The 13,096-nt window shown below is 72.9% G+C and carries 10 protein-coding genes; 3 read left to right on the forward strand and 7 right to left on the reverse strand.

Going from position 1 to position 13,096, the window contains the following annotated elements; genetic code table 11:
- Window positions 1-3 precede the first annotated feature (3 nt).
- The 6 genes from gatC to E4198_RS05980 all read right to left on the reverse strand — a co-directional run bounded on the left by gatC (window position 4) and on the right by E4198_RS05980 (window position 7,310).
- Entirely contained in the window at window positions 4-300 is a 297-nt protein-coding gene (gatC, locus tag E4198_RS05955) for an Asp-tRNA(Asn)/Glu-tRNA(Gln) amidotransferase subunit GatC (protein WP_136182247.1), read from the reverse strand.
- Between the two features lie 147 nt (window positions 301-447).
- The gene (locus E4198_RS05960) at window positions 448-2,547 is read right to left on the reverse strand and encodes a bifunctional diguanylate cyclase/phosphodiesterase (RefSeq protein WP_136182248.1); all 2,100 of its coding nucleotides are present in this window, start codon (window positions 2,545-2,547) and stop codon (window positions 448-450) included.
- A gap of 248 nt (window positions 2,548-2,795) precedes the next feature.
- Window positions 2,796-4,988 carry an NAD-dependent DNA ligase LigA gene (gene ligA, locus E4198_RS05965; RefSeq protein WP_136182249.1) on the reverse strand — a complete coding sequence of 731 codons (2,193 nt, stop codon included), beginning with the start codon at window positions 4,986-4,988 and terminating at the stop codon, window positions 2,796-2,798.
- A gap of 32 nt (window positions 4,989-5,020) precedes the next feature.
- Window positions 5,021-6,067: a methionine synthase gene (locus E4198_RS05970; protein ID WP_136182250.1), complete on the reverse strand. Its 1,047-nt coding sequence runs from the start codon at window positions 6,065-6,067 to the stop codon at window positions 5,021-5,023.
- Complete coding sequence (locus E4198_RS05975) at window positions 6,064-6,771, reverse strand: SDR family oxidoreductase (protein ID WP_037790977.1); 708 nt, start codon at window positions 6,769-6,771, stop codon at window positions 6,064-6,066. The genes E4198_RS05970 and E4198_RS05975 overlap by 4 nt, the downstream gene beginning before the upstream one ends.
- A 14-nt stretch (window positions 6,772-6,785) precedes the next feature.
- Window positions 6,786-7,310: a TIGR00730 family Rossman fold protein gene (locus E4198_RS05980; protein WP_136185204.1), complete on the reverse strand. Its 525-nt coding sequence runs from the start codon at window positions 7,308-7,310 to the stop codon at window positions 6,786-6,788.
- A gap of 94 nt (window positions 7,311-7,404) precedes the next feature.
- Here E4198_RS05980 and E4198_RS05985 point away from each other — a divergent pair, with 94 nt between their 5' ends.
- Window positions 7,405-9,372: an NAD-binding protein gene (locus tag E4198_RS05985; protein ID WP_136185205.1), complete on the forward strand. Its 1,968-nt coding sequence runs from the start codon at window positions 7,405-7,407 to the stop codon at window positions 9,370-9,372.
- Window positions 9,373-9,435: 63 nt separating this feature from the next.
- Here the strand turns inward: E4198_RS05985 and E4198_RS05990 are convergent, their stop codons facing one another.
- Window positions 9,436-11,082: a class I SAM-dependent methyltransferase gene (locus E4198_RS05990; protein ID WP_247597569.1), complete on the reverse strand. Its 1,647-nt coding sequence runs from the start codon at window positions 11,080-11,082 to the stop codon at window positions 9,436-9,438.
- 256 nt (window positions 11,083-11,338) lie between these two features.
- On the opposite strand from E4198_RS05990, the gene E4198_RS05995 reads away from it, so the two are divergent.
- Together E4198_RS05995 and E4198_RS06000 are read left to right on the forward strand one after the other, a co-directional pair.
- The gene (locus E4198_RS05995; RefSeq protein WP_136182252.1) at window positions 11,339-11,815 is read left to right on the forward strand and encodes a DNA starvation/stationary phase protection protein; all 477 of its coding nucleotides are present in this window, start codon (window positions 11,339-11,341) and stop codon (window positions 11,813-11,815) included.
- A 96-nt stretch (window positions 11,816-11,911) separates the two neighbouring features.
- A complete protein-coding gene (locus tag E4198_RS06000; RefSeq protein ID WP_136182253.1) occupies window positions 11,912-13,090 on the forward strand; it encodes a cysteine desulfurase family protein in 1,179 nt (392 codons plus the stop codon).
- Window positions 13,091-13,096: the final 6 nt, after the last annotated feature.

Raw genomic sequence — 13,096 nt, forward strand, 5'->3', positions numbered from 1 at the left:
CGGTCAGTCCTCCCCCAGGATCTGCGGCACCTTGAAACGCTGCTGCTCCTGCGCGGGTGCGCCGGAGAGCGCCTGCTCGGGCGTCAGGCTCGGACGGACCTCGTCCGGGCGCATGACGTTGGTCAGCGGCAGCGGGTGGGAGGTCGGCGGTACGTCCTCGTCGGCGACGTCGGACACGGCGGCGACGGCGCCGATGATGTCGTCGAGCTGTCCGGCGAAGTGGTCGAGCTCTTCGTCCTTCAGCTCCAGACGTGCCAGCCGGGCGAGGTGGGCGACCTCCTCGCGCGTGATGCCAGGCATGCGGATCCTCGAGGGTGAGTTGCGTGTGGTGGGCTCCGCCCAATCCTATGGCGACCGCGGCCTGTGGCCTAAACCGTTTGCCCGGCGGCCGCTCGTCGGCGCGGCGGGAGCACGGGGCGTCAGCGGGCGCGGGACCGAGGGTGCGGGTCAGAGGGCCGGCTGGTCGGCGCCGCGAAGGGGCGCGGCCGGGAGGGCGCGGGGCTTCGCGGGGCCGGCGCCGCGCGAGCGCAGCCATGCGGTGGCCTCCACGGGCGGCATGGCGGCGGCCACCAGCCACCCCTGCACCGCGTCGCAGCGCAGGTCACGCAGCCGTTCCCACGTCTCGTCGTCCTCGACGCCCTCGGCGACGACCTGCAGCCCGAGTGAGTGCGCGAGGTCGACCGTGCAGCGCACGATCTCCGCGTCCTCCGGGTCGACGGCGAGGCGGGCCACGAACGAGCGGTCGATCTTGAGTTCGCCGACCGGGAGCCGCCGCAGGTGGACCAGCGACGAGTAGCCGGTGCCGAAGTCGTCGAGCGACATCCGCACCCCGTGGCCGACGAGGGCGGCGAGAGTGTCGGCGGCGCGCTGGGGCTCCTCCAGCAGCACGTGCTCGGTGATCTCCAACTGCAGGGCGCTCGGCGGTACGCAGTGCCGGGCGAGGCGCGCGGCGACGGCGCCGGCGAAGCCGGGGCTGCGCACGTCGCGCGGGGAGACGTTCACGGCGACCGGCACGGTGAGTCCGGCGGCGCGCCAGCGGGCGACCTGCGCCAGCGCGGTCTCCAGCACGTACTCGGTGAGCCGCGGCATCAGGCCGGACGTCTCGGCGATCGCTATGAACTCGTCCGGGGGGACCCGGCCGCGGTCCGGATGCTTCCAGCGGACCAGGGCCTCCAGGCCGAGGACGCGGCCGTCGAAGCCCACCTTGGGCTGGTAGTGGAGTTCGACCTCGCCGGCGTCCAGGGCGCGGCGCAGGTCGGCGAGGAGCCCGAGGCGGTCGGGGGTGTTGCCGTCGCGGGTGGCCTCGTACACCTCGACACCGGAGCGGTCGCGCTTGGCCTCGTACATGGCGACGTCGGCGCGCCGCAGCAGCCCCTCGGCCTCCTGGGCGTGCTCGGGGAAGACGGCGACGCCGGCGCTGGCCTCCAGGACGAGGGTGAGCCCGTCCAGGTCGAGCGGGGAGCCGAGCGCGCCGACCACGTGGCGGGCGACGCGCTGGGCGCTGGTGGTGGAGTCGACCCTCGGCAGCAGGACGGCGAACTCGTCGCCGCCGAGCCGGGCCGCCTCGGCACCGCGCGGCAGGACGGCGCGGAGCCGGTCGGCGATCTGGAGCAGCAGCCGGTCCCCCGCCGGGTGGCCGAGGGTGTCGTTGACGGAACGGAACCGGTCGAGATCGATGAGCAGCAGTGCGGTGCGGCTCTCCGCGCGGCCGGCCTCGCCGAGCGCGGACCGGGCGCGCTGCATCAGCCACTGGCGGTTGGGGAGACCGGTGAGCGGGTCGCGGAGCTGTTCCTCGGCGCGGGCGCGGGCGATCCACAGGGTGGAGTCGAGGGCGATCAGCGGGACGGCGAACAACGGCAGCACCAGCGGCATGTGGACGCCGACGACCACGATCAGCGGGGAGATCCCGAGTAACGCGACGACGACCAGGCCCTGCCGCAGCAGCGCGGTGCGGGCGCAGCCGACGAGGTCGGCGGCCGGGGAGGCGAAGCAGCACCACAGCAGGGCCCGGCTGAGAAGCAGGTAGACGGTGGCGGCACCGATGAGTTCGGGCACCGCGTAGGCGTCCCAGTCGGCCGGCGTCCACGGGTCCTCGACGGAGGCGCTGACCTCGAAGAGCCCCAGTGTGAGGGCGGCTCCGCCGACGGCGAGAATGTCCGAGGCGCCGTGGACCAGCGCCTGGCGCCACCGGTTCAGGCGGGCGGCACCGACCAGGGTGACGACGGCCAGGGACACCAGCACCGAGGGCACCCAGCCGTACAGCAGCAGAATGGCCAGGGTGAGGGCTGCGCCGGAGCCGGTGCCGCCCCACCACCGGTCACGTCCGAGGGCGACGAGGTGCACCACCACGAGGCCGGTGAGGATCGCGAACGACCAGCCGGCGGCGCCGTCGGGGAAGAGGGCGTGTCCGCCGTGCAGCACCCGGTACACGCCGGCCGCGAGGGCGACGGCCGCGAGGGCGACCACGGCGGGCGCCACACCGGGCACGCCGAACGGGAAGACGCGCCGCAGCCATGACACGGTCTCGGCACCGCGGGGTTCCTGCATGCCCGTCCCTCTCACGACCGTCCGCGCCTGACGCCGCCACGACAGGCTCACCGTTCAACAGTAGGCCGGAACTGGCTGCCAGGGGCACCGATCTGCCGCGGTTGCCCGAATGCCGTCCGGTCGTGGACTCCCCTCTGGTATAGGCCGATCGGGTGGTGTCCAAACCTCGTTGCGCGAGCTGCCACCTGCCGGCGCCCCGCCGGGCCGGGTGCCGGCGAACGCGCAGGCGGCACGGGCATGCGGGCGGGCTACTCGGGTGGCGCCTGGGCGGCCTCGCGGGCGGCGTCGGCGCCTAGGGCCAACAGGACGGCGAAGCCGTCCTCGTCGAGAATCGGCACCTTCAACTGGACCGCCTTGTCATATTTTGAGCCAGGGTTATCACCCACAACGACGAATCCGGTCTTCTTGGAGACCGACCCGGACACCTTGGCGCCCTGCTGCTGCAGAGCTTCCTTGGCGCCGTCCCGGGTGTGCGAGGCGAGGGTGCCCGTGACCACCACGGTGATCCCCTCCAGGGCCCGGACGCCCTCGTCGCCCTCGGGCCGCTCCTCCTCCATCCGCACACCCGCGGTGCGCCAGCGCTCCACGATCTCGCGGTGCCAGTCCTCCGCGAACCAGTCCTTCAGCGAGGCCGCGATGGTCGGCCCGACGCCCTCGGTGGCCGCCAGCTCCTCCTCGCTCGCCGCCATGATGCGGTCCAGCGACCGGAACTCGCGGGCCAGGGCTTCCGCCGCGACCGGACCGACGTGCCGGATGGACAGCCCGGTGATGACGCGGGCCAGCGGCCGCCGCTTCGCCTCCTCGATCTTCTCCAGCAGCGCGAGGGTGTTGCGCTTCGGCTCGCCCTGCTTGTTGGCGAAGAAGGTGACGACCTTCGCCTCGCCGGTGTCGGGGTCGCGCTTGGGGAGCCCGGTGTCCTGGTCCAGGACGTGCGACCGGATCGGCAGCAGCTCCTCGACGGTCAGCTCGAACAGGCCGGACTCGTCGCGCAGCGGCGGCTCGGCCGGCTCCAGCGGCTGCGTCAGCGCGGTGGCCGCGACGTAGCCGAAGTGCTCGATGTCCAGCGCCTTGCGTCCGGCGAGGTAATAGATCCGCTCGCGGAGCTGGGCCGGGCAGAACCGGGCGTTTGGGCAGCGCAGGTCGACGTCGCCCTCCTTCATGGGGCGCAGCGCCGTCCCGCAGTCCGGGCACTCGGCGGGCATCACGAAGGCGCGCTCCGAGCCGTCCCGCAGGTCGGCGACCGGGCCGAGGATCTCCGGGATGACGTCACCGGCCTTGCGCAGCACCACGGTGTCCCCGATGAGGACGCCCTTGGCCTTCACCACGTCCTGGTTGTGCAGGGTGGCGAACTCGACCTCGGAGCCGGCGACGGTGACCGGTTCGACCACGGCGAACGGCGTGACCCGGCCGGTGCGGCCGACGCCCACCCGGATGTCGACAAGCCTGGTGTTGACCTCCTCGGGGGCGAACTTCCAGGCGATGGCCCAGCGCGGCGCGCGGGAGGTGGAGCCGAGCCGGCCCTGGAGCGGGATCTCGTCCAGCTTCACCACGACGCCGTCGATCTCGTGTTCGACGGAGTGGCGCCGGTCGCCGTACTCGGTGATGAACGTCCGTACCCCCGCCAGGTCGTCGACCACCCGGATGTGCGGGGAGACCGGCAGGCCCCAGCCGCGCAGCAGGTCGTACGCCTCGGAGAGCCGGTCGATACGGAAGCCGTCGCGGGCGCCGATGCCGTGCACCACCATGTGCAGCGGGCGGGACGCGGTGACCCGCGGGTCCTTCTGCCGCAGCGAGCCGGCCGCGGCGTTCCGCGGGTTGGCGAACGGCTTGTCACCGGCCTCCACCAGCCTCGCGTTGAGCTCCTGGAAGCCCTCCATCGGGAAGAAGACCTCGCCGCGCACCTCGACCAGGGCCGGAACGTCCGCGCCGGTGAGCCGCTGCGGGATGTCCGCGATGGTGCGGACATTCGGCGTGATGTCCTCGCCGGTCCGGCCGTCGCCGCGGGTCGCGGCACGCGTGAGACGGCCGTGCTCGTAGGTGAGGTTGACGGCGAGGCCGTCGATCTTCAGCTCGCACAGGAAGCGGTACGGCACGCCCTCCAGCTCGCGCGCCAGCCGGTCGCCCCAGCCCTCCAGCTCCTCCTCGTCGAAGGCGTTGTCCAGGGAGAGCATCCGCTCCCGGTGCGCGACCTCGGTGAACTCCGTCTCGTACTGCCCGGCGACCTTCTGCGTCGGCGAGTCGGGCGTGCGCAGCCCCGGGTGCTCCTCCTCGAGGGCCTCCAGCGTGCGCAGCAGCCGGTCGAACTCGGTGTCGCTGACGACCGGCGCGTCCTTGACGTAGTAACGGAAGCGGTGTTCCTCGATCTGCTCCGCGAGCAGCTGGTGCTCCTCCCGCTTTTCGGCGGGGATGCCGCTCTGCTCCGACTGCTGTGCGCCGACCACCGTCTCGTCCTCCCGTGCGTCCCGTAGCCCCGTCACTCAGGGTTGTCAGCGAGTGATCTCGCGGCCCGTACGCAGTGCTCCAGGACGGCCCGCGCGTACGCCGGGGAGGCGCCCGCGAGACCGCACACCGGAGTGACCGTCACCGACTCCGTCAGCAGAGCCGGCGACAGCCCCAGCCTGCGCCACAGCGACCTGACACCCATGACGCTACTCGCCGGGTCTGACAACGACGCGGCATCCGCGCCGTCGCCCGGGACGACGCCGGCGAAGAGCGCCGTGCCCGCCTCGGCGGCCTCGCCGATCGCGTCCTCGACACTCTCCGTGTCCGTGCCGCCGGACGTGAGCCGGCCGAAGTCGAACGACACGCCCGCCGCACCGGCCCGGCGCAGGAGTGCGAACGGCACCTCCGCGGCACACGAGTGCACGATCACCGGCCCGTCGTGCACCCCCACGAGGTCGCGCAGCGTCCCCTCCACCACGGCCCGGTCCACCGCCCGGTAGGTGCGGTAGCCGCTCGCGGTGGGCACCCGTCCGCGCAGCACGGCGGCAAGCGACGGCTCGTCCAGCTGGAGCACCAGCCGCCCGTCCGGCACGCGTCGCCGCAGGTCGTCGAGGTGCGCGCGCACACCCTCGGCGAGTGAGGCGGCCAGGTCCCGGCAGGCACCGGGGTCGGTGAGCATCGCCTCGCCCCCGCGCAGCTGGAGGGCGGCGGCGAGCGTCCACGGCCCCACCACGGAGACCTTCAGGGCGCCGGTGTGGCCCTGGGTGAACTCCTCCAGGGCGTCCAGGTCCTCGCGGAGCCAGGCCCGGGCCCGGCGGGTGTCCCGCCCCGGCCGGTCAGCCAGGCGCCAGCCGCTGGGCTCCAGCTGTGCGTACAGCTCGGCGAGCATCCCGGCGGTCCGGCCGGTCATGTCGGCGCCGGGCCCGCGCGCGGGCAGTTCGGGCAGGTACGGCAACGCCTCCAGCGTGCCCGTGACTGCCTTGGCGGTCTCGCGCGCGTCGCCGCCGGGCATCGAGCCGATGCCGGTCGCCGCGCCCGGACCCCACACGTGTCCGGCGGTGCGGTCGGGCGCGCTCATGCGGTCGGGCGCACGGACAGGTCGGTGACCTCGCTGCCGCGCGGCAGGTCCAGGGCGGTGAGCAGGGTCGTGGCGACCGCGTCCGGGGTGATCCAGCGCTCCGGGTCGTAGTCCCTGCCCTCCTGCCGGTGCACCTTCTCCTGCATCGGCGTGGCCGTGCGGCCGGGGTACACGGAGGTGACGCGCAGGCCGTTGCCGCTCTCCTCCCAGCGCAGCGCGTCCGCGAGGGCCTTCAGGCCGTGCTTGCTCGCCGCGTACGCCCCCCACTCGCCGTTCGTTCGCAGGCCGGCGCCGGAGTTGACGAACAGCACGTGGCCCTGGGCCAGGCGGAGTTGCGGCAGCAGCAGCCGGGTCAGCTCCGCCGGCGCCACCAGGTTGGCGGCCAGCGTGGCGTTCCAGACCTTCGGCGTCAGGTCGCCGACCGACCCCAGCTCGACCACTCCGGCGATGTGCTGGAGCGAGTCCAGCCGGTCGGGCAGGGTCTGGTGGCTCAGCGCCCAGGACAGCCGCTCCGGCTCGGCGAGGTCGCCGACGACGGTGTGCGCGCCGGGGAACTCGGCGGCCAGTTCCTTCGCGCGGCCCGCGTCGCGGGCGAGCAGCCACAGCACGTCGCCGCGGTCCAGCAGCCGGCGGGCGACGGCGGCGCCGATGCCGGAGCCGGCTCCGGTGATCAGGTGGGTGGCGGGGGAGGTGTGGGTCGACATGCCGACATCGTCCCTCACGCGCCGAGCGCGGCGATGGCCGCCTCGGCATCGTCGGCGAAGGTGACCAGGCCCGGCAGCGGCACCGGCAGGAAGCCCTCGGCGTCCATCCGTTCCATCTGCCGCCGCAGACCGTCGTAGAAGCCGGCGGTGTTGAGCACCACGACCGGCTTGCCGTGCAGGCCGTGCTTCTTCAGCTCGAGGATGTCCGTCGCCTCGTCCAGGGTGCCGGTACCGCCGACCATCACCACCACGGCGTCGGCGCGTTCCAGCAGCAGCGCCTTCCGTTCCGCCAGCGTCGCCGTGATGATCATCTCATCGGCGGCGACCCGCGCCCTGTGGTGGAGGAACTCCACCGAGATGCCCACCAGCCGCCCGCCGGCACCCTGCACGCCGTCGGCGACCACCTTCATCAGGCCGCAGTCGCTTCCTCCCCACACCAGCGTGTGTCCGCGCTTGCCGATAAGCTCGGCCAACTCGCGTGCCGCGCCGGTGTAGACCTCGTCGAGCTCGGCGGCGGAGCAGAAGACGCAGATGTTCAGCGGCCGCAGACCCTGCGGGGGCTTCAGGGGGGAGGCACTGTCCGTGGAGACCATGGGCAGCAGCGTAGGCGTGCCGACGGCGCCGCGCCGCCACATGGTGGTGTGCGGCGACAACGCGCTGGCCCAGCGGCTCACCCGGGAGCTCGCCGTCGTGTACGAGCAGCGGGTCACCGTCGTGCTGCCGTCGTTGCGCGGCGGTGACCACGGGCCGCAGATCGCGGCCCTCGTCGGCGACCCGGCCACCGCCGTCACCGCCGTCGAGGCACGTGTTCCGGACGACGCGGCGCTGCGCGCCGCCGGGGTCACGGAGGCCGCCGCGCTCGCCCTCACCTCGGGCGACGACCAGCTCAACGTGCACATCGCGCTGCGCGCACGGCGGCTCAACCCACGGCTGCGGCTGGTCATCCGGATGTTCAACCGGACGCTGGGCGACTACCTGGAGAAGCTCCTGGACCGCGCCGTGGAGGTCGCGCACCCGGAGCTGGACCCCTCCGCCGTCGACGCCTCCACCACGGTGCTGTCCGACTCCGACACCGCCGCGCCGTCACTGGTGGCCGCGGCCGTGGTCGGCAGCGACAAGATCGTCCACGCCGACGGGATGCTCCTGCGGGCCAAGGAACGCGCACTGGGGGCCGTCTCCCGCCCCGGCAGCCGGGGCGACCGCGAGCCCCTGTGCACCCTGGCGCTGCTTCCCGAGGGCGGGCGGCGGCGCGGCGCCCGGGCGAGGCAGTACGCCGCAGAGGACGCGGCCGAGGAGGACGTGGACGGGATCGGCCCCGTCCTGCTGCCCGACGAGGCCGAACTGCAGGGCCTCGCGCCCGGCCGCGGCGCCGTCGTACTGGAGGCCATCACGCCCCGCGACCGGCCCAACCCGGTCACCGGGCGCCTCCCCCGGTTACCCGCCGTCCGCGACCTGGGCACCCTGTTCTCCCCGCGGCTGCGAGCCTCCCTCGGCACCATGGCCCTACTGGTCACGGTGCTCGCCGGACTCAACTGGCGCTTCGGGAACGGCGGTCCACTGCACGCCGCGTACCTCACACTGCTCGACTTCCTGGCCATCAACGAGCCCAACGTCAAGGAGCCCGACCCGCAGCAGTTCCTGCAACTCCTCGCCAGCTTCGCGGGGCTGATGATGCTGCCGCTGCTGCTGGCGGTCGTGCTGGAGAGCTACGGCGCCTTCCGCAGGGCCACCTCGCTGCGCAGTCCCCCGCGCGGGCTCACCGGCCACGTGGTGCTGCTCGGCCTCGGCAAGGTCGGCACCCGGGTGCTGGACCGGCTGCTCGAACTCGACATCCCCGTCGTCTGCATCGAACGCGACCCCGAGGCGCGGGGCATCGCGCTCGCCCGGTCGCGGCGGGTGCCGACGTTGATCGCGGACGTCACCGACGACGGCGGCGTGCTGGAGGAGGCACGCATAAAGCGCGCCCGCGCGCTGCTCGCGCTCACCAGCGACGACGGCACCAACCTGGAGGCCGTGCTGTACGCACGCCAGGTCAAGCCCGAACTGCGTGTCGCGATGCGGCTGTTCGACGACGAGTTCGCGCTCACCGTCTACCGGACGCTGCGCGACACCTACCCGCTGGCGCAGACCAGGAGCCGCTCCGTGTCCGCGCTGGCCGCGCCCGCGTTCGCCGGTGCCATGATGGGCCGGCAGGTGCTCGGGGCGATCCCGGTCGGGCGCCGGGTCCTGGTCTTCGCCGCCCTCGACGTCCGGGGCAATCCGCTCCTGGAGGGCCGAACGGTCGCCGAGGCCTTCCGGCGCGACGCGTGGCGGGTGCTGGCGCTCGACGTCATGGAACGCTCCCGCGAGGGCACGCCCCGCCCGGCCGACGCCCCGGGGACCACTCCAGCGGGCGCGTACGACGACGGCGCGTCGCACGCGGTCGGCGTCGGCGAGCTGACCTGGCGGCTGCACCCGGGCTACGTGCTGCGGCAGGATGACCGGGTGGTCGTGGCGGCCACGCGGCAGGGCCTGGCGACGCTGCTCGCCGGAGCGCCTCCCGAAGCGGCTTCCGCCGCCGCGGACGAGCCTCCTGGCCTCCCCCGCCAGACCCGGCCCTGACCGCCCTCCGCTGTCGTGGCCGGACACCGCGACGGCGAGGGGCAGGCGCGAGCGGGCCGGGGATCAGCGGCGGAAGTGGAGGATGCCCCAGGTGAGGTCGGCGGCGCGCCCGCCGCGGACCCAGTCGGCGAGCCCTTTCTTCATCCGCGTCAGATAGTCCGCGCTGACCTTCGTGCCCAGGCCCTCCGCCTCCTGGCGTTCGGTCTCCTCCAGCACGCGCGCGTAGTGGCGGACCAGTTGCTCGCGGTATTCGGCGAAACCGCCGTCGTCCCCCACCGGCGTGAAGCCGAGCTTCGCCAGCTCGCGGCGGTAGAAGCCGGGTGATCCCATCGTGTCGAGGTGGATGCGGTCCAGGACCGGCTGCAGCCGGGTCTTGGGCACGCCGTCGGCGGCCATCGGGTCCGTGAAGATCAGCTGCCCTCCCGGCCGCAGCACCCGCGCCGCCTCCTGGAGGACCCGCAGCCGGTTGCCGCTGTGCAGGAACGCGTCCTGGGACCAGACGACGTCGACGCTCGCGTCCTCGAACGGGACGGCCTCGAAGGAGCCGTCGACGACGTCGATCCGGTCGTCGAGGCCGCGTTCCGCGTTCAGGGCGCGGTGCCGCGCGTTCTCCACCTCGCTGAGGTTGAGCGCCAGCACACGGCACCCGAACTCCGTCGCCAGGTGGCGCGCGCTGCCCCCGAACCCGGAGCCGAGGTCGAGGACCACCGTGCTCTCCCCCAGGCCCGTCCCCGCCTCCTCCCCGGCCGGGCCCAGCCGCGCCGCCATCCGCGCGACCGTGCGCCGGCTCGCGTCGGCTATCGGCTCGTCGGGGCGCTCGTAGAGGCCGATGTGGATGTCCTCGCCGCCCCAGACCGAGGCGTAGAACGCGTCGGCGTCCGCCGAGTTGTAGTAGCTGCGGGCGGTGGTCACCGCCGGCGAGTAGGCGGCGCCGAGGTCTGCGGTGTCCATCCGGTACTCCTTCTCCGCGACATGGACGAAGAAATCGGGCTGTTCGTCACGGTAGGTGTGCTGGAAGTCGCCGTACGTCTCGACGTGCTGGAATCCGACCTCCGTCATGAGCCGCCGCGTGTAGTCCTTCCGCAGCGGAAACATGTTGAGGTGGTAGACCGAATCGTCGGGGAAGGTGTACCGCATGCGGCACAGTCCGTCGTCCAGGTATTCCGGTTCCACCGCGACGTCCTCGCCGCAGTAGTAGTAGGTGTGTTTCGTCGAGAATCCGCGGTCGAGCATCGCGTCGTAGTTGCGCTGGTCGAGCACGAGAATTCCGTCGTGTTTCAGCATGGCGTAGAACTCGGCCAGCGCCCTGCGCCGGTCGCGTTCGGAGAAGAGGTGCGTGAAGGAGTTGCCGAGACACACGATCGCGTCGTACTGGCCGTGCACGTCGCGGTTGAGCCAGCGCCAGTCGGCCTGCACGACGCGCAGGATGTGGTTCCCGTAGCGCACGCCGTTGTCGAACGCCTGGGCCAGCATCTCCGCGCTGCCGTCGGCGCTGACCGTCTCGAATCCCGCGTCGAGCAGTCGCACGGAATGGAAACCGGTGCCGGTGGCCACGTCCAGGATGCTCTTCACGCCGCGCTTCCGCAGCAGGTCGACGAAGAAGCTTCCCTCGCTCTGCCTCCTCCTCTCCCAGTCGATCAGGGAGTCCCATTTCTCGACGAAGCCGGGTATGTACTCCTCAGTGTAGTGCCCGGTGTCCCGGACCTCCACGGGGTTCTCACCGAATTCCTGTGCGGGGCGCGCTGAAATGACGAGACCTCCCGGTTGTCGACGGCGGCGGGAGCACCGCGCGTTCCCGCCCTCACCCGGAGGTCCGCGGGGAACCACGCCGGGAGCTCCAAGGCGATCCCTGTCCAGTGCGGGGCGGGTCCATGCCTTCGAATCCCTGGTGTGTGGGCCTGCGGCGCCCGGGGCACCCGGGGGACGAAAGAGACCCAAGGTGCAGTTCGAGAGAAAGTGAACCATCGTGTCGTACGCAGTCAAGAGCACGCTCCCGGAGGGGGACCTCAAGGTCGTCGGCGAGGCGCTGCAGGGTGCCCTCACCGACCTGGTGGACCTCTCTCTCGTGGCCAAGCAGATCCACTGGAACGTGGTCGGCCCCCGCTTCCGCTCCGTCCACCTCCAGCTCGACGAGGTCGTCACGGACGCCCGCGAGTACACCGACACCGTCGCCGAACGTGCGTCCGCGCTCGGCGTCGCGCCCGACGGACGTTCCTCCACGGTCGCCTCGGGCACCGTCATCGACACGGTCAAGGAGGGCTGGCTCCAGGACTCCGACGCGGTGCGGACGATGGCCGACGCCCTCTACGCCGTGATCACGAGGGCGCGCACGCGGATGACGGCGGTCGGCGAGGTGGACCCGGTCACCGAGGACATCTTCATCCAGCTCACCGGTGACCTCGAGAAGCACCGCTGGATGTTCGAGGCCGAGAACCAGCGCTGACCGGGCACTCCTGCCGGTTTCCGGCCCCGGGGGGCGGACTCTTCCGCCGCCGGGGCCGGAGGCGTGCCCCCGGCGGCTCGTAGAATCGGGGGCATCATGGCTGACTCCGCCTACTTCGATCACGCCGCCACCACTCCGATGTACGCGGAGGCGGTCCGGACGATGACCGACCACCTCCCGGTGACCGGCAACGCCTCCTCGCTGCACGCCGCCGGAAGGCTGGCGCGTCGCACCGTCGAGGAGGCGCGGGAGACCGTGGCCGCCGCGCTCGGCGCACGCCCCAGCGAGGTGGTGTTCACCGCGGGCGGCACCGAGTCGGACAACCTGGCCGTGAAGGGCCTGTACTGGGCCCGCCGGGCGGCGGACGCGGCGCGTACGCGGGTGCTGGCGAGCCCGGTGGAGCACCACGCGGTGCTCGACGCGGTGCACTGGCTGGCCGACCACGAGGGCGCGGTGGTGGAATGGCTGCCGGTCGACTCGCTGGGCCGGGTGCACCCCGAGGCGCTGCGCGAGGCGCTCGCCCGCGATCCGTCCGACGTCGCCCTGGCGACGGTGATGTGGGCGAACAACGAGATCGGGACCCTTCAGCCGGTGTCCGAACTGGCTGCCGTATGCGCCGAGTTCGACGTCCCGCTGCACTCCGACGCGGTGCAGGCGGTGGGGCAGGTACCGGTCGACTTCGCCGGATCCGGTCTCGCCGCGCTGACCATGACCGGTCACAAGATCGGCGGCCCGTACGGAGTGGGGGCGCTCCTGCTGGGGCGGGAGTACGCGCCGGTGCCGCTGCTGCACGGCGGAGGGCAGGAGCGGGACGTGCGGTCCGGCACGCTGGACGTGCCGGCGATCGCGGCCCTGGGCACGGCCGCCGAACTGGCCACCGCCCGTACCGCGGACTTCGCCCGGGACGTCGGCGCGCTGCGGGACCTACTGGTGGCGGCGGTGGCCGAGGCCGTGCCGGACGCGGTGCTGAACGGCGACCCCGACCCCGCCGGGCGGCTTCCGGCGAACGTGCATTTCTCCTTCCCGGGCTGCGAGGGCGACTCTCTACTGCTCCTCCTGGACGCCCAGGGCATCGCCTGCTCGACGGGGTCGGCGTGCACGGCGGGCATCGCGCAGCCCAGTCACGTGCTGCTGGCGGCGGGGGCCGCACCGGACCTCGCACGCGGCACGCTGCGCTTCTCGCTGGGCCACACCTCGACGAAGGACGAGGTGGAGACGCTGGCGGCGGTGATCGGCCCGGCCGTGGAGCGGGCGCGTTCCGCGGGCCTGAGCTGAGCCGCG

The sequence above is a fragment of the Streptomyces sp. RKND-216 genome, from assembly GCF_004795255.1.
GTDB lineage: Bacteria > Actinomycetota > Actinomycetes > Streptomycetales > Streptomycetaceae > Streptomyces > Streptomyces hazeniae.